General features: G+C 52.5%; 25 protein-coding genes. 14 read left to right on the top strand and 11 right to left on the bottom strand.

What is annotated here, in order from left to right; translation table 11 throughout:
* Window positions 1–70 precede the first annotated feature (70 nt).
* A complete protein-coding gene (locus KJI95_RS19420; protein ID WP_250885527.1) occupies window positions 71–1,897 on the top strand; it encodes a cryptochrome/photolyase family protein in 1,827 nt (608 codons plus the stop codon).
* Window positions 1,897–2,634, top strand: coding sequence for an SDR family oxidoreductase (locus KJI95_RS02060; protein ID WP_214505505.1), 738 nt, complete (start codon window positions 1,897–1,899; stop codon window positions 2,632–2,634). The genes KJI95_RS19420 and KJI95_RS02060 overlap by 1 nt, the downstream gene beginning before the upstream one ends.
* Window positions 2,635–2,764: 130 nt before the next feature.
* Here the strand turns inward: KJI95_RS02060 and KJI95_RS02055 are convergent, their stop codons facing one another.
* Window positions 2,765–3,259: a helix-turn-helix transcriptional regulator gene (locus KJI95_RS02055; protein ID WP_214505504.1), complete on the bottom strand. Its 495-nt coding sequence runs from the start codon at window positions 3,257–3,259 to the stop codon at window positions 2,765–2,767.
* 527 nt (window positions 3,260–3,786) lie between these two features.
* Between KJI95_RS02055 and KJI95_RS02050 the strand changes: the two genes are divergently transcribed.
* The 7 genes from KJI95_RS02050 to KJI95_RS02020 all read left to right on the top strand — a co-directional run bounded on the left by KJI95_RS02050 (window position 3,787) and on the right by KJI95_RS02020 (window position 10,394).
* Window positions 3,787–4,587 (top strand): cytochrome b/b6 domain-containing protein, encoded by an 801-nt coding sequence (locus tag KJI95_RS02050; RefSeq protein WP_214505503.1) that lies wholly within the window; start codon window positions 3,787–3,789, stop codon window positions 4,585–4,587.
* On the top strand, window positions 4,577–4,735 hold the full coding sequence (locus KJI95_RS02045) for a hypothetical protein (protein WP_214505502.1): 159 nt from the start codon (window positions 4,577–4,579) through the stop codon (window positions 4,733–4,735). Before KJI95_RS02050 ends, KJI95_RS02045 begins: the two co-directional genes overlap by 11 nt.
* Window positions 4,736–5,058: 323 nt before the next feature.
* Window positions 5,059–6,573: an alanine/glycine:cation symporter family protein gene (locus KJI95_RS02040; protein WP_214505501.1), complete on the top strand. Its 1,515-nt coding sequence runs from the start codon at window positions 5,059–5,061 to the stop codon at window positions 6,571–6,573.
* A gap of 257 nt (window positions 6,574–6,830) precedes the next feature.
* Complete coding sequence (locus KJI95_RS02035) at window positions 6,831–7,070, top strand: hypothetical protein (RefSeq protein ID WP_214505500.1); 240 nt, start codon at window positions 6,831–6,833, stop codon at window positions 7,068–7,070.
* A 78-nt stretch (window positions 7,071–7,148) separates the two neighbouring features.
* Window positions 7,149–7,595 carry a hypothetical protein gene (locus tag KJI95_RS02030; RefSeq protein ID WP_214505499.1) on the top strand — a complete coding sequence of 149 codons (447 nt, stop codon included), beginning with the start codon at window positions 7,149–7,151 and terminating at the stop codon, window positions 7,593–7,595.
* A 713-nt stretch (window positions 7,596–8,308) separates the two neighbouring features.
* Window positions 8,309–8,893, top strand: a complete 585-nt coding sequence (locus KJI95_RS02025) for a hypothetical protein (RefSeq protein ID WP_214505498.1) — start codon at window positions 8,309–8,311, stop codon at window positions 8,891–8,893.
* A gap of 799 nt (window positions 8,894–9,692) precedes the next feature.
* Entirely contained in the window at window positions 9,693–10,394 is a 702-nt protein-coding gene (locus KJI95_RS02020; protein ID WP_214505497.1) for a hypothetical protein, read from the top strand.
* Window positions 10,395–10,932: 538 nt separating this feature from the next.
* On the opposite strand, the gene KJI95_RS02015 is transcribed toward KJI95_RS02020, so the two are convergent.
* Window positions 10,933–11,208: an oxidative damage protection protein gene (locus tag KJI95_RS02015; RefSeq protein ID WP_214505496.1), complete on the bottom strand. Its 276-nt coding sequence runs from the start codon at window positions 11,206–11,208 to the stop codon at window positions 10,933–10,935.
* Between the two features lie 3 nt (window positions 11,209–11,211).
* The gene (gene mutY, locus KJI95_RS02010; protein WP_214506165.1) at window positions 11,212–12,318 is read right to left on the bottom strand and encodes an A/G-specific adenine glycosylase; all 1,107 of its coding nucleotides are present in this window, start codon (window positions 12,316–12,318) and stop codon (window positions 11,212–11,214) included.
* Between the two features lie 279 nt (window positions 12,319–12,597).
* Between mutY and trmB the strand changes: the two genes are divergently transcribed.
* From trmB to KJI95_RS01985, 5 genes are all read left to right on the top strand, one after another.
* The gene (gene trmB, locus KJI95_RS02005; protein ID WP_214505495.1) at window positions 12,598–13,314 is read left to right on the top strand and encodes a tRNA (guanosine(46)-N7)-methyltransferase TrmB; all 717 of its coding nucleotides are present in this window, start codon (window positions 12,598–12,600) and stop codon (window positions 13,312–13,314) included.
* Between the two features lie 46 nt (window positions 13,315–13,360).
* The gene (locus KJI95_RS02000; RefSeq protein WP_214505494.1) at window positions 13,361–13,687 is read left to right on the top strand and encodes a YggL family protein; all 327 of its coding nucleotides are present in this window, start codon (window positions 13,361–13,363) and stop codon (window positions 13,685–13,687) included.
* Between the two features lie 3 nt (window positions 13,688–13,690).
* On the top strand, window positions 13,691–14,605 hold the full coding sequence (glsB, locus tag KJI95_RS01995; RefSeq protein ID WP_214505493.1) for a glutaminase B: 915 nt from the start codon (window positions 13,691–13,693) through the stop codon (window positions 14,603–14,605).
* A 329-nt stretch (window positions 14,606–14,934) separates the two neighbouring features.
* Window positions 14,935–15,747, top strand: coding sequence for a YggN family protein (locus KJI95_RS01990; protein WP_214505492.1), 813 nt, complete (start codon window positions 14,935–14,937; stop codon window positions 15,745–15,747).
* 450 nt (window positions 15,748–16,197) lie between these two features.
* A complete protein-coding gene (locus tag KJI95_RS01985) occupies window positions 16,198–17,139 on the top strand; it encodes a LysR family transcriptional regulator (RefSeq protein WP_214505491.1) in 942 nt (313 codons plus the stop codon).
* A 681-nt stretch (window positions 17,140–17,820) separates the two neighbouring features.
* Here the strand turns inward: KJI95_RS01985 and KJI95_RS01980 are convergent.
* The 8 genes from KJI95_RS01980 to KJI95_RS01945 all read right to left on the bottom strand — a co-directional run bounded on the left by KJI95_RS01980 (window position 17,821) and on the right by KJI95_RS01945 (window position 24,996).
* On the bottom strand, window positions 17,821–19,755 hold the full coding sequence (locus KJI95_RS01980) for a DUF885 domain-containing protein (protein ID WP_214505490.1): 1,935 nt from the start codon (window positions 19,753–19,755) through the stop codon (window positions 17,821–17,823).
* A 182-nt stretch (window positions 19,756–19,937) separates the two neighbouring features.
* A complete protein-coding gene (gene hemW / locus KJI95_RS01975; RefSeq protein WP_214505489.1) occupies window positions 19,938–21,098 on the bottom strand; it encodes a radical SAM family heme chaperone HemW in 1,161 nt (386 codons plus the stop codon).
* An 8-nt stretch (window positions 21,099–21,106) separates the two neighbouring features.
* Entirely contained in the window at window positions 21,107–21,703 is a 597-nt protein-coding gene (gene rdgB / locus KJI95_RS01970) for an RdgB/HAM1 family non-canonical purine NTP pyrophosphatase (RefSeq protein ID WP_214505488.1), read from the bottom strand.
* Window positions 21,704–21,845: 142 nt separating this feature from the next.
* Complete coding sequence (locus tag KJI95_RS01965) at window positions 21,846–22,280, bottom strand: DUF4426 domain-containing protein (protein ID WP_214505487.1); 435 nt, start codon at window positions 22,278–22,280, stop codon at window positions 21,846–21,848.
* 81 nt (window positions 22,281–22,361) lie between these two features.
* The gene (gene yggU / locus KJI95_RS01960; RefSeq protein ID WP_214505486.1) at window positions 22,362–22,649 is read right to left on the bottom strand and encodes a DUF167 family protein YggU; all 288 of its coding nucleotides are present in this window, start codon (window positions 22,647–22,649) and stop codon (window positions 22,362–22,364) included.
* Window positions 22,649–23,197, bottom strand: a complete 549-nt coding sequence (locus KJI95_RS01955) for a YggT family protein (RefSeq protein ID WP_214505485.1) — start codon at window positions 23,195–23,197, stop codon at window positions 22,649–22,651. Before KJI95_RS01955 ends, yggU begins: the two co-directional genes overlap by 1 nt.
* A gap of 122 nt (window positions 23,198–23,319) precedes the next feature.
* Window positions 23,320–24,135, bottom strand: coding sequence for a pyrroline-5-carboxylate reductase (gene proC, locus KJI95_RS01950; protein WP_214505484.1), 816 nt, complete (start codon window positions 24,133–24,135; stop codon window positions 23,320–23,322).
* Window positions 24,136–24,285: 150 nt separating this feature from the next.
* Window positions 24,286–24,996, bottom strand: a complete 711-nt coding sequence (locus tag KJI95_RS01945; RefSeq protein WP_214505483.1) for a YggS family pyridoxal phosphate-dependent enzyme — start codon at window positions 24,994–24,996, stop codon at window positions 24,286–24,288.
* Window positions 24,997–25,020 lie beyond the last annotated feature (24 nt).

Here is a 25,020-nt window from a genome sequence, read left to right as displayed (position 1 = left end):
CCACGCCTCGTATCCATTGCCATGATATTGCACCGCACGGTGAACTAATTCCGCTGGTAAAAAGGATGCTATGCAATCACTCAGTCAGGTGCCCGAGTGCCACACCCTGAGGCTTATTCTTGGCGATGAGCTTAATCCCAATCACTCCTGGTTCAGCAACACCGACAGCGGCGTGCTGTATGTGATTGCTGAGCTTCACGAAGAAGGTCACTACGTCACCCATCATATTCAGAAACTGTGCGCCTTTTTTGCGGCCATGGCGGATTTTGCCGCCAGTTTGCGCCGCGCCGGACACAGGGTGCTGCACCTTACCCTTGATGATACCGCCGCCTGGCGCGATTGCCTTAAGGGCGCTGATGCCGCGCCAAAGAGCGCAGGCAGCACAGTCGCCTTACTGCTTGAGCTGATTGAGCGAAGCGGCGCACGCCGGTTTGAATGTCAGCGCCCCGATGAATTCCGACTGCTTGGCACACTGGGCGAGCTGGAAACTCGTTTATCGGCAAAAGCCGCCCAGCGCTCAGTCAGTTTTGCCATGGTGGACAGCGAGCATTTTTTGCTGCCCTTTGATGAAATCAGCATGCAGTTTACCAAGGGGCGGCATGTGCTGATGGAAAGCTTTTATAGGCGGATGCGCCGGCGCTTCAACATCCTGATGGATGGCGATAAGCCCATGGGCGGGCAGTGGAATTTTGATGCCGATAACCGCAATAAACTTAAAAGCACCGATTTGGCATCTGTGCCAGAGCCGCTGGTGTTTGCCAATAACATCAGTGAGATACTAGCGCGCATTCATCGCCACAACTTGCCATATATAGGTCGGCTGGCACCCATTGAAACAGCTGCTGGTCAACACCAAGGGCAAAGCCACGGCCAAGGTTATACGGCGGATCTTTTCGATGAGAGCGGCTTTGGTGCTGGTATTGAAGCCGGTATTGAAACTGGCATAGCAACTGGCTTCGATAAAGGCATTAAAGCAGGAACAGACGCGGCTGCATTTTCTCCAGTGAATGCGTCTCCTGCGAATGAGCTGCTGTGGCCAATAAATCGCGAGCAAAGTCTTCAGCTTCTTGGCTGGTTTTGCCGTTATGGTCTGGTGCGCTTTGGCCGGTTTCAGGATGCCATGACAGGCGCGCATCCCGCTGGCTGGAGTCTCTATCATAGTCGCTTATCCTTTGCGCTTAACTGCAAGATGCTAAGCCCACTCGAGGTTATAGAGGCCGCGATTGCCGCCTGGCAGGCAAATCCTGCCATCGACATGGCGCAGATTGAGGGCTTTGTACGCCAGATTTTAGGCTGGCGGGAATATGTGCGCGGCATTTACTGGGCCAATATGCCAGAGTTTGCCCGCCTTAATTACCTTGAGGCGTCGCGGCCGCTGCCCGGTTATTTCTGGACTGGCAACACAGGCATGAACTGTATGCGCCATGCCATTGGTCAGTCGCTGGATTATGCCTATGCCCACCATATTCAGCGGCTGATGACCACCGGCAATTTTTGCCTGCTCACTGGCATCAACCCCGACGAGGTAGACACCTGGTATCTTGGCATTTACGTCGATGCCATCGAATGGGTTGAGCTGCCAAACACCCGCGGCATGGCGCTTTTTGCCGATGGCGGCATCATAGCCACCAAGCCCTACGGCGCAAGCGGCGCCTATATCAATCGCATGAGCGACTACTGCAGTGGTTGTAAATACGAGGTCGGCAAACGCAGCGGCGAAGGCTCATGCCCCTTCAACAGCCTCTACTGGCACTTTTTGCACCGCCACGCCGAGCGCTTTGGCAACAATCATCGCCTCGGGATGATTTTCAGCAGCTGGTACAAAATGGATGAGTTGCAGCGCGCTGCCATTCTGGCTACAGCTGAGCAGTACCTTTCAAACCTGGAGCGGCTCTGATGAACGTGTTAATAGTCGGCGGTAACGGCGGGATTGGTTTTGCCATGGTCAATGCTGTGCTGACAAGCTTTACTGACGCAAAGCTGCATGCAACCCATCAGCAGCCACTCACAGCGAATCAGGTTGATGTTACATCGCGTGCAAATAGTGATGGCCTGCGGCTTCACTGGCACCATTTGGATGCATCCGATGAGGCGCAGGTAAAGGCGCTGGCGGCGAGCTTTGACAGCCTCGACTGGCTGATAAACTGCGCGGGCATGCTGCACAACAAAAGTAAGGGGCCTGAAAAGTCAGTCAGCGACCTGGACGCGGACTTTTTTATGCAAAACCTTAAGGTTAACGCCTTGCCAACTCTCCTGCTTGCCAAGCACTTCAGCGCCGCATTAAAGGCAAGCCGCGCGCCGAGATTTGCAGTGCTGTCGGCGCGTGTTGGCAGTATCAGTGATAATCGGCTTGGCGGCTGGTACAGCTACCGCGCATCCAAGGCGGCGCTCAATATGCTGATTAAAACCCTGTCGGTCGAGTGGCAGCGCAGCCATAAACAGGGCGCTGTGCTGGCGCTGCACCCCGGCACCACCAACACCCGTTTATCAGCACCGTTTCAGGCACGGGTACCTGCGGATAAACTCTTTTCGCCAGAGCGGGTTGCTGCTGATTTGATTGAGATTATTGCCTCAGCCAGCCCACGCGACAGCGGAAGCTTTCGCGCCTACGATGGCTCGGCTATTCCCTGGTAGCGCGGGTTTTGAATTTTACCAATTGAAAATGTTGGTTTTTTAGTCAATCTGACAAAGAGAAGCAGAGCTAAAACCACGCCGGTTTTCGGGAGTATTGCAAAGGTTTAGCTGGCGTTGGCGGAGTAACGGGTTACAGAAAATCCTCAATAAACCAGGCGGCAAAGCCGTGGCGGCCGCTGACGCCTGCCTTTTTGTAGACCGCCGAGGCCTGCTGGCGAATGGTCTTTTCGGCGGTGCCGCGAAGCAGGGCTATCTCTTTAAGTGATAAGCCCTTAAGCAAAAGCAGGCCCACTTCTTTTTCACTCTGGGATAAATCCCAGCTACTGAACTGATTGGATATGAGCGCTGAGAGCCGGTGGCGGGTGTCCTGAAACTCCTTATCATCCGGCAGCTTAAGGCTTTTGGCCTCGGCCAGTGCAGATCTCAGATTATCTATTTCGCTCTTTTGCCGTCTAAGGCTTAGCAGGATCCAACCCAGCAGCAGGGTGGCTGTTAACAGCAGCACGCCTTCCTGAACAAGATGCAGCCGGGAGGCGCCTGAATTGAGGTCGGCGTAGAGATCCTGGCCGCTTGCCAGCATCACCAATAACAGCAGCGCTATGATAAGGCTGTCGCGATAGGGCATTTGGGTATCCTTGCTGTAAAAATCGAAAGTGTAAAAACCGAAAATGCAAAATCCAAAAATGTAAAAGCTTAAAAATCGTCGGCGGCGTTGCCTCTTATGTGGCTGAGCCAGCACCTGAGCAAGAGCCTGAGCAAGCGGGCGAGTTGCCACCAATCCCTGCCTGCGTCTTCCTGCAGAACCTTGAACCTATCTGATATCAAATCCAACTTAGCCCGGCTTTTTCGCCAAGGCTCGCATTGCCGGGCTAATGAAGAAAGCCGCCTGCGTTATTAAGGCATCGGCGGCGTCGCAATATCAACAGAAATCGGCGCCAAACCTATCCGGCATATGTCCCAAAGGCCGGTAAATGGGGCATTTGCCCAATGTTCTGCCAAAGGGCTCGGGCAGATACTGCAACCCAGATGCACTGATTATTGTAGCGGCCGGCGACTGGCTTCAGGCGACTGGCCAGAGCGCTTCATTACAAAGTGCTCCATCACAAAAAGTGCTGTGTCAGCACAGTGGGAATTCACGCAGGAGAAGATGTTATGCAAGAGCGCAAATATGTTTGGGACGTACTGGTTCGCACCTTTCACTGGTCACTGCTGTTTGCCTTTGTGCTCAGCTATGTGTCGGGGGATGAATGGCAAAGTGTGCATGTGGCCAGTGGCTATTTTATTGTCTCACTGGTAACTATCCGCATTATCTGGGGCTTTATTGGCAGCAAACATGCGCGGTTCAGCGACTTTGTCCGCTCACCATTCAAAGCATTTGAGTACCTTAAAAGCCTTTTCAGTGGCAAACCTCAGCATTATGAGGGGCACAATCCCGCCGGCGGCCTGATGGTGGTGGCGCTGCTGTGCTCGATTCTGGCCACAGGTTTCAGCGGTCTTAAGCTGCTTGGTTTTGATGGCGAAGGGCCGTTTGCGCAAACCGAGGCGACTGTCAGTGCAGGCTTGAGTGAGCCGGGGCTTTTGAGCGCAGCCGATCCTGGCTTGGGTGAAAAGGCTCGCGATATGGATGTTGGCATCAATATTCAAGGCGAGCAGGCTAAAGGCGGCAATGATCAGGATGACCGCGCCAGTGCCAATGACCGCGACCATGATCGTGACAATGACCGCGACAATGACCGTGACAATGACAATTACCGCGCCTATAGCGCCGAAAACGATGAACACGGCGAGAGCGAAGGCGAGGAGTTTTGGGAAGAAATCCACGAGTTTTTTGTTAACTTCACCCTGCTGCTGGTGCTGCTGCACCTGGGTGGCGTGTACTTTTCGTCCCGCGCCCACGGCGAGAACCTTGTTAAAGCCATGGTGACAGGCTACAAGGGCGATGATGGCAAATAAGCTGAAGCTGTTCTATCAGCGTTCCGCTTTCCGCCTCCCTCTATCCATCGCCCTCTATCAAACAGCATGCAGCGCCGGCCAGACCGGCGCTTTTGTTCGCACCTTCCCTAAGCATTTGAATAGTTCGATTTTTGCCAAAAACGGCTGAAATTACGGCATTTGGGCTAATTTGCAACATTCGGGTAAATACTTCTTTTAAGCTTTGCAGCGAATCGTTATCTTATTTTTCCCATGGGGTTTTGGGCAGCGGCGTTTTTTGCTGCAGAAGGCACAGGCCAAGCCCTGAGACCAGCCCCGACAAAGCCCAGACAAAAGTCCCGAGACTGGCCCCGACTTAAGCCTCGACTCGAGCCAATGCGAGATTGCGGGATTGTTGAATTTTGGAATTGTAATCCCTTAATAAAAATGGAATTAGACGGCAGCCACCTTGTCCGGTCCTGATACCAAATATAACAAGAGGAGTCGTTGTACATGAGTGAATTGGTCAATACCGTCAATGGTATTATCTGGAGCCCCGCCCTGGTGTATCTGTGCCTTGGCGTGGGTCTTTACTTCTCCCTGCGGACCCGTTTTTTGCAGCTGCGCCATTTAAGCGAAATGATCCGCTTGATGTTTCAGGGCAAGGGCAATGAGGCCGGCGTGTCCTCGTTTCAGGCGCTGTCCATGACCCTGGCTGGCCGCGTGGGTACAGGTAACATCGCCGGTGTGGCCACCGCCATCACCTTCGGCGGCCCGGGCGCGCTGTTCTGGATGTGGATGGTGGCGTTTCTGGGTGCCAGCTCCGCCTTCGTCGAATCGACTCTGGGTCAAATCTACAAAGAAAAAATTAACGGCGAATACCGCGGCGGCCCGGCCTTTTATATCGAAAAAGGCCTTGGCATGAAGTGGTACGCCTGGCTGTTTGCCATTGCCACCATTTTTGCCTGCGGCGTGCTGCTGCCGGGCGTGCAGGCAAACTCCATCGGCTCAAGTCTGCAAACCGCCTTTGATATCAACCCCAACGTAACCGCCGCATCCCTTGCGCTGCTGCTGGGCTTTATTATCTTCGGCGGCGTTAAGCGTATCGCCCAGTTTGCCAGTACCGTGGTGCCCTTTATGGCGCTCGGTTACATTATCGTGGCCTGCGTGATTATTGCGCTTAATATCAGTGCCTTGCCCGGCGTATTGATGCTTATCTTCAAAAGCGCCTTTGGCTTTGAAGCCGGTTTTGGCGCCATCCTCGGCCTTGCTGTGATGTGGGGCGTTAAGCGCGGCATCTACTCAAACGAAGCAGGTCAGGGCACAGGCCCACACGCCTCATCGGCTGCGGCCGTAAGCCATCCTGCCAAGCAGGGGCTGGTGCAGGCGTTTTCTGTGTATATCGACACCCTGTTTGTGTGCTCTGCCACCGGCTTTATGCTGCTTATCACCGGCCTTTATAACGTTGAAGGGCCAGATGGCGCGGCGCTTTACACCGGCATTCAGGGCGTTGCTGCAGGCCCGGGTTATGTGCAAACCGCCATGGAAAGCATGATGCCCGGCGTTGGCAGCATGTTTGTTGCCGTGGCGCTGTTCTTCTTTGCCTTTACCACCATAGTTGCTTACTACTACATTGCCGAAACCAACGTGGCCTACATTAACCGCAAGGTTAACCGCCCATGGCTTAACTTTTTGCTCAAGCTTACGTTGATGAGCTCTGTGGTGTACGGCACTGTGAAAACCGCCGATCTGGCCTGGGGCATGGGCGATATAGGCGTAGGGCTGATGGCCTGGCTTAACATAGGCGCCATCCTGCTGCTGCAAAAGCCCGCGCTGGTTGCCCTTCGCGACTACGAAGCACAAAAGAGCAAGGGTGAAGACCCTGTGTTCCATCCTGAGAAACTCGGCATTAAAAACGCCGACTACTGGGTTGAGAACCGCGCCGAAATCAACCTGATGCGCGAGCAAACAGGCCATGCCTTCGAGCCCGACGACACCCGGGATGACGAACCCCTAAACAGGCGCTGATACAGGCTTGTGAACAATCAAATCAAAATGGCAGCTCCGGCTGCCATTTTTTATGGCGCCGGTTTGCTCAGGTGATTTTCTGAGGATCGCGCCATGGCACCAGACTCCGATCTTGCCGAGTTTCGCTTGCCGGTTAAAACGTCATACGGTAGTATCGGTCCATTGAGTGAAATTTGTTAATTTTCAACTAAAACAAAGGTTAAGAAGTCACTGATATAACTCTGCAACCAGAGCTGTGTCTTTATTAATGAAGAGCGGTGTCTTTATTAATGAAGAGCAGTGTCTTCTTAATGCTTACCGAGGTGCTGATTAGGGATGATGGCCGCCGATCCGATACGCTTTCAAAGGGATTTGCCCCGCATTTCGCGCCCCCATTCCCTAGTTTTGGACTTTTTGAAGCCGCCGCTTCTGGCTTTTTGCCTGCCGCTTGGTTTGTCGCTCAGCAGCAGCCGAAGCGCCAAGCGGAGGCTGTGGTGAAAGAGTTTCGCGTGTTCTGATTTTCTTCGGTGCGAAACAAAGCGAGCGCACATCATGCGCATGTTCACGATACGAGTGTTAGGCTTCAAGGAGAAAAAATGGATCCGATTGTACTGGCAGTCATTGTTGTAGTAAGTCTCTTTTTGGTTTTCAAACTGTTCGGAGGACGCAGGAGTTTTGAAGATCCAAAATTCATGACAAACGATAGAATTATTGCCGCTATCGCTGGTCAGGCTGATTGGCTTGAAAAGATAAGTTTAGCACCTTATGAGACACAAAAAAGTTCTACTATTGTCGAAATAGCAAGAAGGAGAAGGGATTATATTAGCCGATTATGTACGGAACTTCTCACGAGAGAGCCGGATTCAAATTCCCCCATGTACCCTGGTGCATCAAATCCATTAGATATATTTGGAGAAGCCAAAGAATATGCAAAGGAAATACAGGGTAACGGAATAGGTATCGAAGCTTCTTATGTGCGTGCAGTCAAAGAGAAACTATTTAAAGCGAATGGATATGTCTATCCAACAAGTTGGGAAAATTAAATTATAGAGAGCGTGTTTAGGTGTTGTAGTCGTTGTGCATCCTGAACAATGCGTTAATTTTTTATAAGGCTGCCGATGTGGATTCGACAAAATTAAAACGAGTTACGTTAGTAGCTCAGGCGTTTGCGAGGCAACATTTTTGCTGGCTTGAATCGCTAAAGTATGAAAATGTGCCTGGCACTCTACCTATTTTGATATGTAATAATTTCTTTGACATTGCATTACTTAATTGGTCTCACCTATTTGGTAATAACAAGGATGATCTTCACTTTAAAAATGTTCTTATTGACCATGAAGATTTCAAATCAAAAATCCAGAATAGGCTATCTATGGATCAAGCTGAATGGGATAATCACTGGAAATAACTTAGAGACTTTAGGGATCAAAGAGTGGCGTACATAGACCCAGTGAAAATATCTATTGTCCCTGATTTTGGTATTGCGTTTAAATGCATCTGCGAGTACTACGATGTCGCCATAACTGAGCTCAAATCTCAACAAAAAACTTTATCTTTTGATAGCCATCACTCTCTTCAAGAATTTGTTGAACGCAATGCTGATTACTATTCCACTCATTTAGCTAAAGTATTTAATTCAATCAGAAATAACAACGAAATTTAGCATCGCACCTTCGGTGCTGGAATCGTTGGCTGGGCCCGTTGATTGGACTCTCTAACGCTCGCTGTATACCTTCACTTTGGATTTTTAGTAACTATGACTAAAGACTATAGAGTAATCGATAGTGCAAAAGGACGAACAGAAAGTTATCTAAGGTTAGTATGTTTTCGAAGTCCAGAGTTAAAGAAAGAAATATCTCTTTGGAAGTGGTTTGTTCTGACGATAGTGGAGATGGTTGTTGGTACAGAACTGTTGGAAAGTTTTCTTACTACTGGCTCTGTCTCGCCTTATAAAACGCTGATAAAAGAAGATAGCACAGAATATGGAAATGAATTGCATCTTACACTGCATATTCCAGCGGGTTTAATAACCAATCTTCTCAGAAATAAAATAATTGAGCTGTTGTATTATAAACATTTCTTGCATTACTTAATCCTAGTTCCGGTTGGAGAACCATGTGTAAATGATGAGTCAAAAACTATTGATTGTTCTCGAACTCGGTTTAGAGCAAGGAAAAATATATTTTATCAGTTTATTTCGTTGAGAAGGGTTTATGATCTATTTTGGCTTGTTTTCAATATAACAATAGATTTATTGGTATTCCTAGCAACAACCGATATTCAGTTTGCGTTACTATCTGCACTTACTATAGAAGCGATTAGAAGACTATTACGGTTATAGCAAGTTTTAGTGGCATTCCGTCAATATTTCTTACGCCAAGAAAGGGTGTCAGATTGGAGATAGGCATAATGGTAAGATTGGGGACATGGACAATTCTTCACCTGCAGGTAGCACCGCTTTTTGAGCCCCTTCGGTGCCGCTGAGCGTGTTGGAAGAAAGATAGGACAGGCAACTCTTTACTTGAAGGTTGCACCGAAGAGTGAGGACTGGCACATCTCTTCACATGCCGGTGGCACCGCTTTTACCCCCGCGTGGCGGCCATAGGCCTTATGCCTTGCTTCCTGCAACGTGCTCTTTGGGGTTTCATGCAATAACGACAGGATAGTTTAAAAATATCATGCGAATAAGATTGCCAGTTTTTATGTTTTTTCTCCTTATTTTTAGTGGTTTTGCCTGTGCTGAGGGGCAAGCTAATCGCTGCGATGCTCCGATTAAGGAGGGGGTAAAACTTAATGCCAGTGAGCTGTGTTTTCTTGATTTGTTACGCCAACGCTGTGAGAAGAACGATCAGTGCTTTGTCACTTGTCTGACAAACGGAAAGTTCCGCTGGGTCGATGAAAGCGGAAACACGATTGTTACGGGTGGTGGGTGTTTTCACTCCTGTGACTACGGTGGTAGATCAGGATGGCAGCCTCCGCCCAATACAGAACAATGCAAGTTGAAGCACCCTTAAAGGTCTGATACGTATTGATTTTATATAACTGTATTCGTTGTGCAGGGCTGGATTTACTACGGCTATAAATCCGGATTGCTGGTTGTTTAACTGCCACTCGGTTGAGTGATTAAATTTATTGATGATATGGATATTTATAAAAAAATTGAGCAGAAATTAGTTGAGCTTGGATTAGCGGAATTAAATTCCAGACCTTATGACTGCGCTCATTCGGTATTGGAATGTAATGCCAGTGACCAAAGGCTTGTAGTTGTCGGCTTTAACGGCTCCGACGCTGATCTTGAATGGACAAATCTTTCGGCAGTGCAACATGGAAAGGCAAACCCTTTAGAGTCCAATGTCATTAACGGAGCGCAGGGGGCTTGGTTATCGACTACATTGCCAAAACGGCTTCTTGCACTGCCAGAAGAGCTGGGATTTAGTAGCAGCTCCACGGTTTACACAAATGCTATTCTGTTGTGTTCTGAGAATGCCGCGGCGGTTAAGAAAAAAGCAAAAGCAGTCGGTTTCAGTGGGGTAGACGTTCTTGTTGACAGGTCTTTAGATTTTTTTGAACAGGTGACAATTGCAGAGTTCAAGCCAGATTTAATCCTCGCATATAGCAATAGCCTCAATGATTTGTCGGCTGCCAGTGTTTTGCGTAAGCGCTTTGCTGTCGGTGAAATCTATCAATCCAACAGAAGCCGTTATTACAATACATTTTCATTCATGTCGCAGATAGCTGGCAGAAGGGTGCCTGTGGTATGCATTCGACATATGTCAAGATTCAAGCCATGCGTTGAATCTATTCGAGAAGCGTGGGACTTCCAGGTTAAAACCAACGGATAGGTTTAACACTTCACTTGCAGAAGAAAGATAGGGCAGGCACAACTCTTCACTTGGAGGTTGCACCTGCTCATTCCCCCATCGAAGCCGCTTTGGTAGTTGGGCTGAGTGAAACGGGTAAGTCGAGGCATGGATGCCGAGACAGAGACCGTCGAGCAGGAGCGAGTCGGTCGCGGTGGCCGTTTTCAGCCCATAAGACCAAAGTGCCCGGCTTCGTCTGGGGCGGCAGGGGAGATCCAAGAGGGGATTGCTGTAGATCCCCTCTTGGTCGGGTGTGGGGCGAAGCTCCACGATCTTAAGTCGCTTGCAAAGCGACAACCTCAGCTCTTACGGGCCGCTTATGCGGGTAGCTATCAGCCCATTTCTTCAGGTGAAGCATGGAAGCCTTCGATTTCCAGTCGCTTGCAAAGCGACGCACTCAGCAAATCCCGCAGGATGCCACCTGCATCCAAACCCAAAGCAGAACCCAAACCAGCCCGCTATCGCAGATAGCAAAAAGGCCCCCAAGGGCCTTAAAAAAGATGCCAATGATCCATCCGGATCATTCAGGTTTCGGTGGTACGTAACCTTCAATCTGCACATCTTTGCCTTCAAACAGGAACAGTTGCATCTGCTCTTCCAGCAGCTTGCGGTGCTCCACGTTCATCATATTGAGCTTTTTCTCGTTGATGAGCATGGTCTGCTTTTTCTGCCACTCGCCCCAGGCCTGTTTGCTGATGGAGTCGAAAATACGTTTGCCAAGCTCGCCGGGATAGAGCTGGAAATCCAGACCGTCGGCTTCTTTCCCCAGATACACGCACTGAACTGTACGGGCCATGTTTTACTCCTTGTTGGCGGTGCTGTTGCCGCCGGATTCTTGCTTAAGTTCGCTGACAAGGCTCGCCAGAATGCGCTCGGTGGCGGCGGCAAGCCCAAGTGTTTCGCCTTGGAGGAGGTTATACCAGAGACTCAGGTTATCTTCCATGATAACTGCCGCCGATTGCGCGGCGCCAAGCTTAAGCTGCAGCGGCTGAATATCCAGATGGAAGTGGCTGAAGGTGTGGCGAAAACCATCGAGCGGCCTAAGGTTTGCTGCATCAAAGCCACGGGCCTCGACAAAGGCGATAAGGGCATCGCGGCTGTCGAACTGCGGAAAACACCACAGCCCTCCCCAAATGCCGCTGGGTGGGCGCTTGATAAGCTGCACTGTATCCGAGTGCTGCAATACCAGCATCCAGCCTTCGCGTGCGGGTATGGTCTTTTTCGGCTTTTTGCCGGGAAACTCGCTCTGGCGGCCTGAAAGCTGCGCCTTACAGTCGATGGCAACCGGGCACTCGGCGCATTTTGGGCGGCTGCGGGTGCAGATATTGGCGCCCATATCCATCATGGCCTGATTGTACTTTTGAATATCGTCTTTGGGGGTGAGCCGCTCGGTGAGCTGCCAAAGGGCGGTATCGACCTTTTTCTCACCGCTCCAGCCTTCAATGGCGCCGTGGCGGGCGAGTACCCGCTTTACATTGCCATCCAGAATTGGGTGATGTTGCCCGAGGGAGAGCGATAAAACGGCGCCTGCGGTGGAGCGGCCAATGCCGGGCAGCGCCAGCACAGCATCAAACATGGTCGGAAACTCGCCGCCGTGCTCATCGCGGATGATTTTTGCTGCCTTATGCAGGTTGCGGGCGCGGGCGTAGTAGCCAAGGCCGGTCCAGTGGTGCAGCACTTCATCTTCGTGGGCATCGGCCAAATCCCTGACCGTTGGGAAGCGGGCCATAAAGCGCTCGAAGTAGGGGATAACGGTCGCCACCTGGGTTTGCTGCAGCATGATTTCAGACACCCACACCTTGTAGGGCGTTTTTTGCTGCTGCCATGGCAGGCTTTTGCGGCCATGTTGGTCGTACCAACGGATAATGCGCTCGGAAAAGGTCGCCCTTGATTGTGTTTCTGGCATTGGCTTGGGTAAACGGGTGATGGTGGGCGGCAGTGTAGCCTCAGGCCGGGCGCGGGACAAGCAGGCAAATGCCGCCAAAACAGGCGGCTTGCTATGGTGCGTAACTGCTGTGGTAAATCAGGCTGCCAGATAAGGGCGCTGCTGGTATACTTTTTCAGCTTCGGGGCTTGCGCTCAAAGGATAACTTTGGATAATGCCCCTTCCTTTTTGAATAGTGTTTTAAATGTCAGCGCTCCAGAGCCTGCAAGGGCTTGGACTTCGGACAGATGCGAGGCTGAAATGAGTGAAGTAACTACCGCAGAATTTAATGAAGATGGCGTGTATCTGCGTAAGATCCGCAGCTTTGTTCTGCGCGAAGGCCGTCTGACCACAGGCCAGGCCAAGGCCCTTGAAAGCTTCTGGCCCACCATGGGGCTTGAATACAGCCCAGAGCCGCTGGATTTTACCGCCGTGTTTGGCCGCAGCGCCGATACTGTGCTGGAAATCGGCTTTGGTATGGGTGCTTCGCTGGTTGAAATGGCCGCCAATGCGCCTGAACTTAACTTTATCGGCGTTGAAGTGCACAAACCGGGCGTTGGCGCCTGTTTGGGCGAAGCCGGTAACGCCGGCATCAATAACCTGCGCGTATACCACCACGATGCGGTGGAAGTGCTGGAAAACGCCATCGCCGATGGCTCGCTTGCCCGGGTGCAGCTGTTCTTCCCTGACCCCTGGCACAAAAAGCGTCACCACAAGCGCCGTATCGTGCAGGGCGAGTTTGTGCAGCTTCTGCGCCGCAAACTCAAAATCGGTGGTGTGTTCCATATGGCCACCGATTGGGAAAACTATGCCGAGCACATGCTGGAAGTGATGCAGGCTGCTGAAGGCTATAAAAATCAGTCTGAAACCAATGACTATGTGCCACGGCCGGATCATCGTCCGCTGACCAAGTTTGAAAACCGCGGCCATCGCCTTGGCCACGGTGTGTGGGATCTGATGTTTGAACGGGTTGAATAATCAACCTTAACCGCGCTTTTATCCATCCAAAAAAGAGGGAATAACCATGGCCAAAAACCGTAGCCGTCGCCTGCGTAAAAAACTGCGCGTGGACGAGTTTCAGGAACTGGGATTCGACGTACGCTGGGTGTTCAACGACAGCGTGAGTGAAGAAGATATCGATGCGCTGGTGGATAAGTTTATCGACGAAGTGATTGAGCCGCGCAAACTGGGGTTCCACGGCGGTGGCCATAAGGACTGGGAAGGCATTATCGCCACTCAGGCCATTGGCAAGTGCACCGACGAAGACCGCGCTGCCGTGAAGGCGTTTTTTGCCGCGCAGCCAGTATCTGACGTGGACGTGAGCGAGCTTTACGACCTCTGGTGGGGTTAATTTATGCCTGAGCAGGCATTACTCGAGGCGCTGGTCGCCGAGGTCAGGCCGCTGCTCGGACAGGGCAAGGTGGCGGATTATATTCCGGCCCTTGCCCGGGTTTCTCCCCATAAGGTTGGCATAGCCGTGACCAGCCTTGATGGCACCACCATAGGTGCCGGAGACTGGCAGGAGCCTTTCTCGATTCAGAGTATTTCCAAGGTGTTCAGCCTTACCGGCGCCATGATGCTTTATGAAGAAAGCGAGATCTGGGCGCGGGTAGGTAAAGAGCCGTCCGGCCACTCGTTCAACTCGCTGGTACAGGTGGAGCTTGAGCGGGGCAAACCCCGTAATCCCTTTATCAATGCCGGTGCGCTGGTGATTGCCGACATGCTGCAAAGCCGCCTTGGTGCGCCCATGCACCGGATGTTGGAAGTGGTGCGGATGTTAAGCGGCAACGGCTCGGTTAATTACGATAAAGTGGTGGCCGCGAGCGAATATCAGCACAGTGCCCGCAACGCCGCCATTGCCTATCTGATGAAGTCATTCGGCAACTTTCACAACGACGTGGACAAGGTGCTGAAAAGCTACTTTCACTATTGCTCGCTGTCGATGAGCTGCGCCGATTTATCCCGCGCCATGATTTACCTTGCCAACAAGGGCTCGACCCTGGATGGCCGCGAGGTAATAAGCCCCACACAAAACCGCAGGCTCAATGCGCTGCTTGCGACATCCGGCCTTTATGATGGCGCCGGTGAGTTTGCTTACCGTGTCGGCCTGCCCGGCAAGAGCGGCGTTGGCGGCGGTATTATTGCGGTAATTCCGGGGGATATGGCGATTTGTGTCTGGTCACCGGCTCTTGATGCCAGTGGCAACAGTTTGGTGGGCACCCGCCTGCTGGAGCTGTTATCCATGGAGCTTGGCCGCTCGATTTTCTGATTTGGGGATGGCTTAGGCCATCCTTTTTCCCATTTGGGGAAGTGTTTTCCCGCCTTTCTCCTGTTTTGCTCTCACTTTCCTTTCGCTTTCTCCCGTTTTCCTCTCGTTTTCATCCTGCGCTTACTGCAAGCCGTATCATTCGGTAGCAATACTGGTGAAAATAATCATATTTTAGTGATTTTGTTCACACATCGGCTTTTTCTGCTTCATCCATGGTTCATAGATAATTCATGAATAAATTATTAATTTGTTAATAATCAAATGATTAAAAAAGTGGCACGCTCTTCGCAATGTCCGGTTATAGAAATCACCGAACAAGGATAGATGCGATGAAGACCAAGAACCTCGTTAGCTGTGTAGCCCTGGCAACCCTGATTGGCGTTACCCTGGCTGTACCTGCCAAAGCCGCCGAAATTGGCGCCGCCAGCTGTGATGTGAACCTGAATTACGACATCAATCTGGAGCCAAAAAAGCTGGTCTTCAGCCAAAAGGGCACTGAGTCCTATCGTTTCGAGCCGGGCCGGGTGTTTGTTGATGGCAAAGAAGTGTCGTTAAGCTCAGAGCAGCGTGAGCTGGTTGATGCCTACGCCGACAGCGTGGCTCGCCAGGTGCCTGAAGTGGTTGCACTGGTCTCGGATGCCATGACGCTGGCAAGCACAGCAGTAGGCACAGCGCTGACGCCACTCCTTGGTGATGAGACCAGCGCCAAGATGTCCGAGCTGATGAGTAACGTCAGTGAGCGCCTCGATGAGGTGATGCACAAAAACGGCGACAGTTACTACATAGGCGCGACCGACGGCTCAATCGATGCGGTGTTCGATAAAGAATTCGAGCAGGAAATCGAAAACCTGGTGCAGGACTCCATGGGCACCCTGATGATCCGCATCGGCACCGAGATGCTCGCCTCTGAAGGTGAGAGCTTCGAAGCCAAGATGGAAGCCTTTGGCAAGAAGATGGAAGCCATGGGCGAGCAGATTGAGCGTGAAATGGATGCACAGGCCCAGGGCCTTGAGGCCCGCGCCAACAAGATGTGCGACGGTTTTGACAACGTGCTGGCGCTGGAAAGCGAAATGAAGGCCAAGGTGCCTGAGCTTGCCAAACTGTCACTTGGCAGCAGCAAACCAAGCAGCATCAGCGAGTAATGTTTAAGCAGCAAGCAACGCGTAAACAGCAGTATTAATACGGGCCGGCCGCGCCTGCACCCTTGGGTGAAAGCGACCACAACCAGCGACATCCCTGACTGTTCTTCCTTGAACGTTTGGCCCCATCCCCGGGGCCTTTTTTTTATTTGGTGGTCGGGAAGGGCTGGGTCATTTGCTGCAAACTGTGCCTTGTATCTATCCGCTGTAAACTCGCGCAGAGCAAGCACGGGACTTATTCGCACCTTCCTTAGCCCTTTATCGCCGGTTATCAACTGGAGACATAAGGCACAATTTTGTTATACTGCTAAAAAATAACAAAAAACTCGGCCAGGCCGGGTAATCCTGACTCTACCTTAACGTGCTTTTTTGGTATATCTGATTGATTATCATTGGTTTGTTTCTGCAACTTTTGGGGCGGGAGCAGGCTGAACATAGCTTAAGGCCACCTTCATGTTAGAACTGTTAGAACCCATTGCCATTTTCACCCATGTTGCCAGGGCGGGCAGCTTCAGCGCAGCGGCGAGGAAACTCGGGATTTCCAAGTCAAAGGTGAGTACCCAGGTGGCGGATTTGGAACATAAGCTTGGCGTTCAGCTTATCCAGCGTACTACCCGCAGCTTAAGTCTGACCGAGGCCGGTCACTTGCTGTATGTGCAGGGCGAAGAGCTGCTGCGCGATGCCGATCAGGCGGTGGCCAGTGTCCATAACCTTAACGATGCCACCCGTGGTGTGCTCAAGGTGGGCATTTCCCAATCTTTCGGTACCATGCATATCATTCCTGCCTTGCCGGAATTTATGACCAAACACCCTGAGCTTGAGCTGCAGGTGAGTTTGCTTGATCACAAGGTGGATGTGGTCAGCGAAGGTCTGGATTTGCTGCTGACCATGTCAGAGCAACTGCCGCTTGGTATGGTGGCGCGCCCTTTGATGAAGTGTCAGTTTATGCTGCTTGCATCGCCTGACTATATTGCCCGCCATGGTGAGCCTAGCCGCCCTGAGCAGCTTGTCGACCATAACTGCCTTGTGTACCACGGCGAGTGGCATGAGCACAGCGTGTGGCAGTTCAAGCGTGGCGAAGATTATTGCGAAATCGGTGTCTCGGGTAACTTCCGGGTTGATAACGCACCGGCGCTTAAATCCGCGGCGGTGAGCGGTCTTGGTGTTGTGTATCTGGCAAGCTATCTGCTTGAAGATGAAATTAAAAAGGGTACTCTGGTGCCGCTGCTGCGCGACTGGCAGCTGACCCACCATCTGCCGCTGCAGGCTGTGTATCCGCGCCGTAAACACCTGGCGCCCAAGGTCAGCTCGTTTATCGACTTTATCAAGAACCACATCGGCAATCCGCCTTACTGGGACAACCCATATCAGGACTTGTACGCCGAGCGTCGATGAAAAACGAAACTCATTGTTCTTAAATTAGAACCTAACTGTGATCTCTGCGGTTGAAGTGGTTTAAATTAATTTAAAAACAATAAATTGCATAACTTTAAAAACCGGCTTTCAGGCCGGTTTTTTAGTATTTGCTTAAGGAGTTTTACTGATGGCTATTGCGGTCTGTTCTTAGATTAATACAATAGTCGTCAATTGGATTGGGATGATCTGAGTTTGGTGAGGCAGAGGAAATGACCCCTTCAGCTGCCATGCCACAGGTCCGCGCAAGCAGTCCCGATACAATGCCGACAAGGTTAACTTTATTACCGGTTCGGCTTTGAAACCATCATCCTAGTTTTTGGTTTACCCCGGTCGTCATGCCGGGGTGATTTTTTAGTGAACCAGCAGAATTGATGGAACAGATTTTCAGCCCCTGTACCCTACAAGCCGCCACCAAACGAGCGGCACACAGGGCAAGAAGAGAAGCGGCATAAAGCCAGACTTCGGAAAAAAGCCACAACTCAGGTTGTGGCTTTTTTTCGTGCAGAATTTGGTTAACTGGCCAGGGTTTGAGTAAGTGACAGGGATTGGTTTGATTTAGCGGCAGCGGCGCCGACTGTCATTACCGTCAGCGCCGCTGAGTCAAAAGCCCCGTGCCCGAAGCTCAAAAACACCCAATCAGTTACAGCCCAGCTTTATCAGTTACAGCCTGGCGGCCTTGTCTGCACTGGTTTTACCCGCCTTGGTATCGGCAACCCATTGCTGAATTTGGCTTTCAAGCACATCCAACGGCAGCGGGCCGTTTTTCAGCAGCAGGGTATGGAACTGGCGGATATCGAACTTATCACCCAGCGATTTTTGCGCATAGGCGCGCATATCGAGAATGGCGTTCATCCCCACCTTGTAGGCGGTGGCCTGTGATGGCATTACGATATGACGCTCAACCATCTTCACCGCATCTGACTCGGCATTGGGCGTGTTTTCAACGTAGTAGGCTATGCCTTGCTCGCGGGTCCATTTCTTGGCGTGAATACCTGTATCGACCACCAGGCGGCAGGCGCGCCACAGCTCCATCGCCAATCGGCCAAAGTCGGAGTAAGGGTCCTGATACAGGCCCATTTCTTTGGGGAAAAACTCGGTATACAGGCCCCAACCTTCAGAATAGGCGGTGTAGTTACCAAAGCGGCGGAACTTGGGAATGCCTTCAAGCTCCTGGGCGATGGCGATTTGCATGTGATGCCCCGGTAAGCCTTCGTGGTAGGCGAGGGCTTCCATCTGGTATTTGGGCATGGCTTTCATGCTGTAGAGGTTGGCGTAGTAAGTGCCGGGGCGGCTGCCATCGGGCGCTGGTTGGCTGTAAAACGCCTTTCCGGCGCTTTTTTCACGGAATGGCTCTACCGGTTTAACAATCAGTCCGGCCTTGGGTTTGATGGCAAACACTTCATCGAGGCGGGATGACATATTGTCAATCAGCGCCTTGGCGTCGTTGATGTAAGCGGCTTTGCCTTCTTCGGTGTCGGGATAGTAGAACTGGCTGTCGTTACGCATAAACAGGAAGAAGTCGTTGAGGCTGCCTTTAAAGCCGACCTGCTTCATGATGGCGCGCATCTCGCCGTGAATACGCTCAACTTCTTTGAGCCCCAGCTCGTGGATGGCAATGGCATCCATGGAGGTTGTGGTGGTGCGCTTGAGGGCATTGTTGTAAAAGTCATTGCCGTCAGGCAGTTTCCATACGCCATCGCGGCTGTCGGCACGTTTTTCAAGGGTTTCAACGTAGCTGATAAGCTCATCATAGGCCGGCTTCACCGAGTTGATGAGCGCTGCTTTGGCCTCATCCAGCAGCGCAGTTTTTTCACTGGCCTCAATGCTGAGGGTATCGACTTTTTTCTTGAAGTCGGCCCACAGGGTGCTGTCCGGCCCATCTTCAAAGGGGGCGCCCTTGATGATATTGCGGCTGTCGTTAATCACATGGGGGAACACGAATTTGGGCGCTATGATGCCGTTGGCGGCGCGAAGCTCAAGTGCGTCCTTAAGCTCTGCAAAACGCTTTGGCACGCCATTTAAGCGGCTGATATAGGCCTTGGCATCATCCACGTTGGCGATAAGGTGCTGGTTTATCAAAACAGAGGCCGTGGTTGAGTGCACGCCGTACATCTGATTGACTGGATAGTTGTGCAGGCGCCAGCGGTAATCGGCGATGTCGTTTTCAAGCTTCTGAACCAGCAGTTTAAGACTCAGGGCGGTTTGCGGGTCGAGTTTGCTGGCATCGAGCTCCTTTACCCGCGCAAGCTGGGCTTTGCTGCGGTTAAGCTCGCGCTCATCGGCCGCTTCGCTCATTTCATCCCACTTGCCGTAGTCGGCGCCCTTGATCCCCATCATGGTCTGGGCGATGGGGCTTGCCATCACGCTTTCCATAAACAGCTCTTCAAACAGGGCATTGGCCTGTGCTGACGGCGTCTGGGCTGTTGCATCAGTGGCTGTGGCATTCGGCGCTGTAGCATTCGCCGCGCTGCTTGCTGCGGCAGTGGCGAGTTGGCTGGTGCTGTGGGCGAAAGTCGCAGAAGGCATGGCACCAATGGCTGCCATCAGGGCCAGCGCGAGCAGGGATTTGTTCGTTTTTGTTGTTGATTTTGGCATCTTTTGTATTCCTGATTGAGTCAGGATTTATCCTAAAGAAGCCGCCGCCAAATTTCAGAGATTAGTGTTAGAAAATGTTTCGATGTGGGCCACTTCACAGTGCGCCCGTAACTAATGCGTTACGGGCGACATTCTTAGCTCGGTAGAGCCGCTGGGTAAAACTTTAAGGTAAACAAGCTGGATTAAATAAACTGCGACAGCAGATCGTTAACGAACATGTGCCCTTTGGGAGTTAAGGTCCAGTGCTGCTCGCTTTCCTCAATCAGCCCCCGTGCGCTGGCGCTTTGCATGCCTTCATCAAGGGATGAGGCATTAAGCCCGGTGCGCGCTTCAAACTCGGCCTTGGGGATAGGCGTCATCAGCCGCAGGCGGTTCATCAGGTATTCAAGCGCGCGGTCTTCACGTGCCACCTCGGTACGCTCCGACAGGTGGCTCAGCGCGCCGATATAGCCCTTGGGGTGCTTGATTTTGACCGTGCGCACTATGCGGTCTTCATCCGGGATTGTGAGCTTGCCGTGGGCGCCGCAGCCGATGCCAAGGTAGTCGCCAAACTGCCAGTAATTGAGGTTATGGCGGCACTGAAAGCCCGGTTTGGCATAGGCCGAAATCTCGTATTGCTCATAGCCAAGGGCGGCGAGTTTTTTCTGCCCCTCTTGGTAGATGTGCCACAGGTCTTCATCGTCCGGAAGCTGTGGCGGCCGTGAATGAAACAGGGTATTTGGCTCTATGGTGAGCTGATACCAGGACAGGTGCGGCGGATTGAGCGCGGCCGCTGTGTCGATATCGGCCATGGCCTCATCGAATGACTGGTTTGGCAGCCCGTGCATCAAATCGAGGTTAAAGCTTTGATAGCCGGCGGCGCTTGCAAGCGTCGCGGCGCGGGTGGCTTCATCTTTGCCGTGGATGCGGCCAAGCAGGTTCAGCTTGTCTTTGGAGAAGCTTTGCACCCCAACGGATAAGCGGGTCACACCGGCCTTGCGGTAGGCGGCAAAATCATCGTGCTCCAGGGTGCCTGGGTTGGCCTCCATGGTGATTTCGATATTGTCGCAAAAGGGGATGCGCGCCTTTACGCCGTCAAGAATGCGGCCAATGGCGGCGGCATCAAACAGCGACGGGGTGCCGCCGCCGATAAAGATGCTGTGCAGTTTGCGGCCCTGAACGTAGCCAAGATCAGCATCAAGATCGGTAAGCAGATTATCGACATACTCCTCCTGCGGCAGCTCGCCCTGCTTGCCGTGGGAGTTGAAATCGCAATAGGGGCACTTTTGCACACACCAGGGAATATGGATGTACAGACTAAGGGGCGGCAGCGCCAGGGCGCCTTTGGTTTCGGTGTGGCTCATAGGCTTAATCAGATAATGCCCTTGGCTTTGAAGGCTTCAAGCAAGAGCTCAAGCGCCTTGCCGCGGTGACTGACGGCATTTTTGGCCTCTGAGCTCATTTCGGCTGCGGTCAGCTCGCCGCCTTCGGCGATAAAAATCGGGTCGTAGCCGTGGCCATTGTCGCCTTTGGCTTCAACGCCGATTTGGCCTTCCCACGACGCCTGCGCAATCACAGGGGTTGGGTCTTTGGCATGGCGCATATACACCAGCACGCACTGGAAACGGGCGCTGCGCTCAGTTTTGCCATCGAGGGCTGCCAGCAGCTTTTGCCAGTTGTCTGTGTCTTTGGCGCCGACACCTGCGTAGCGGGCCGAATAGATCCCCGGCGCGCCCTCGAGAATGTCGACTTCAAGGCCTGAATCGTCGGCGATGGCCGGCAGCCCTGTGATGGCGGCAGCGTGGCGGGCCTTGATAATGGCATTTTCAACGAAGGTGGTGCCGGTTTCTTCGACTTCGGGAACCGAGAACTCGCTCTGCGCCACAACCTCAAGGTTGAATGATGCAAACATTTCGTTGAATTCTTTAAGTTTTCCCTTGTTGCCACTGGCAAGGACGATTTTTTTCATAGAAGCCACCTTAACAATCTCTTTGGCCTTGGGCTGCCTTTCGGGCGCCGCGTTGGAGTGGCGGCAATGATACCCAAGCCCCCCGTCAAATAACAGAAAAAACAAAGCCTGCGACGGCAGGCTTTTGCTGAGTGGTTTAAGCTCAGTCGACGTAGAATTTCTGTTTGAATTTCAGCGTTGTATTTAACTTGCTGCCACTTTTTATGGCGATTTGGAAGTTGATTTCCTCATCGTTTCTGACCGGAAGCTCGGCGATATAGTAGATGGCCGAGCCTTCGCGGATCTCCTGAAATTTAAGCTCAACGCGGGCATCAATCAGGTTATTGGCAATACCGCTGATTTCCACCGGTACGGCGGGGCTTCCGGCTTCGGCGGTGTCGAGCACGGCGATGTTCACCAGCCCCGTGTAGCTTGAGCGCTCAATCCCGTAGGTTTTGGCGACTTCCGGCGTTAAAAAGGTGCTTGGCAGCGCCATATAGTGAATGTCGAACTGACCGACCTGTTCTTTTTGCTCTGCATTGGCAATACCGCAAAGGCTTGCTCCGAGCAGCAGCACGGCACAAAGTTGACGCAACATCTTGGTTTCCTCCTGAATTGGAAGTCTTGCTTAAGTATAAACCGGTAAAGATCCCTTGCCGGTTTGTCTGTGTCGGCGCGCTTACAAAAACGCGGCAAAATCCTCAGGTACTGTGACCGGGCCGCAGATCCGCACCAGTTTGTGGCGGCCAAGTTCGCCACGCTCTATTACCACATTGCCCTTGGCAACCTTAAACCGCTTGGCCAGCAGTTTACAGATATGGGCATTGGCTTTGCCGTCCACCGGCGGGGCTGTGATGGCGAGTTTGAGCTCATCGCCATGCAGCCCCATCAAATCATCGCGGCTGGCCTTGGGTTGAACATACAGGGCCAGCAGCACATCGTCATTGTCGTATCTGATGGCGGACATCAGATAAAGGCCCAGAAGGGCACGTACTGCGCCAGCAGCATGTTGATAAAATTAAGTGCGATAAACACCAACAGCACCGACAGATCCAAACCGCCGATAGGAGGGAGGATGCGGCGCACCGGCGCAAGCACAGGCTCAGTAAGCTGACCAATCACCATGATAAAGGGGTTATAGCCCTGATTGAACCAGCTCAGGATGGCGCGGATAAGCAGCATCCAGAAAAAGAGCACGCCGGCATTTTTAATCACGGCCACCACCGAGTAGCCAATGATGGTGGCGATATCGATTCCGGCGCCGGCAATAAGACTCAGCACCAGCATTTTGGCAACCACCACCAACACTGCCAGGAGCAGCGAGGCGCTGTCGAGTTTGCCTATGGGAGGCAGTACCCGGCGCAGCGGGCCGACAATCGGATGGGTGGCCTTAACGATAAACTGGCTGAAGGGATTGTAAAAATCGGCCCGCACCAACTGCAGCCAAATGCGCAGAATCACCACCATCAGATAGAGGTCAAACAGGGTGTTAACTAAAAAAACCATTGCATTCATGAAGTTTGCCCTTAGCTACTCAAAAAGATAGCGCTTGAAGAATCCCTGAAAAATCAATTGTAAACACTTGATGGCGCCGCTGCGCCACAGGTTAAAAACGGCTCGCCTTACGCCGTGCCGCATTAAAAGCTGCCCGCCATTTCCTGTGCCCGTTTGATGCAATTATTCATCGCATCGTCCACCAGGGTACGAAGCCCGCCCGCTTCAAAGGTGGCTATGGCTTCGGCCGTGGTGCCGCCCTTGGAGGTGACATTGGCCCTAAGGGTGGCAAGTGGCAGCTGTGGGTTTTCTTTCACCATGGCGGCCGCGCCAATCGCAGCCTGCTGCGCCAGGGTGCGGGCATCGGCTTCGGGCAGCCCGAGTTTGACACCGGCCTCTATCATGGCTTCGATAAACAGGAAAAAGTACGCCGGTGAGCTGCCTGCCAGGGCGATGACCTTATCAATCCCCGCTTCGTCCTCAACCCATACAATATCACCGCAGGCCTGCATCAGCGAACCGGCAAAGGCTTTATCTTCGGCGTCGATGTCAGCGCTGGCATACAGCCCGGTCATGCCTAACCCAAGCTGCATTGGGGTGTTTGGCATGGTGCGGATAAGTTTGACCGGCTCGGCAAAGTAGTCCTGATAGCGGCGCGCCGGAATGCCTGCGGCTATGGTGATAAGCAGTTTGCCTTTGGCTGCGCCTCTTAAGCTTTCGCACACGCCCTGCATCAGCTGCGGTTTGACCGCGAGCACTATCACCTCGGCGCTCTCAGCGCTGGCAAGGTTGTCGTGGGATGTATTGATGCCAAAATCAGCGGCGAGGGCATCGAGTTTGCTAGCGCTTGGGTTAGTGGCTGTAATAAGCGTCGCGTCGTAGCCGCTTTTTACCAGTCCGGCGATGATGGCGCGGCTCATGTTGCCGGCACCGATAAAACAAATCTTCTTTTGTTGCATGTGAGGGCCTCGAAGGTCTTGGCTGGCTCAGGAACTCGCCCGAGCACAATAAATATGGGGGCTTGGCGTTGTAAAGACAATGGCTTAGCCTAAAAGTCGCCCCTTGATGCTGATGTAATTCATGCGCTTCAGGCGTGGCTGTAGTGCTCGTCAGCCGTGACTGTAGTCACGCTCGCCAAAAATGGCGCTGCCAATTCGCACCAGAGTGGAGCCTTCGTCGATGGCAAGCTCCAGATCGCCGCTCATGCCCATGGACAGGGTATCGATTTGAGCTCGTTCGCCGTGGCTTTGCTTTAGCGCTTCAAACAGGCTTTTCATGGCCGCAAGCTCACTGCGTGCGCGCACTTCATCGTCGGTTGCCGCCGGAATCGCCATCAGGCCGCGCAGGGCCAGGGTTGGCAGGGCGCAGATGCTGTCGGCAAGGGATGCGATGGCAGCAGGCTCGACGCCTGACTTGCTGTCTTCCTCGCTGATATTGACCTGAATAAGCACCATGAGCGGCGCCATTCCGGCCGGGCGCTGGGATGCAAGCCTGCGGGCAAGTTTGTCGCTGCCTAAGGTATGCATCCAGTCGAAATGCTCGGCGACCATACGGCTTTTATTGGATTGCAGTGGCCCGATGAAGTGCCACTCGATGTCCGGGCAGGATGTTTTCAGCGCTTCTGCCTTCAAAACGCCTTCCTGAACGTAGTTTTCACCAAAGCTGCGTTGACCGGCCAAATAGGCCGCGGCGATGTCGGCGTCGGGCTTGGTTTTACTCACGGCCACTAATTTGATTTCTGATGGGTTTCTTGAAGATTTTTGCGCCGCTTGGGCAATCCGCTGCTGGGCGAGAGCCAGTCTGTCTGCTATTGTTGTCATCATGTAATCAATCGGTTGAATGGA

Source organism: Shewanella jiangmenensis (assembly GCF_018596335.1).
GTDB classification, from domain to species: Bacteria; Pseudomonadota; Gammaproteobacteria; order Enterobacterales; family Shewanellaceae; genus Shewanella; species Shewanella jiangmenensis.
Note: the sequence above shows the minus strand (reverse complement) of the source record. Positions and strands in the feature narration are given on the sequence as shown.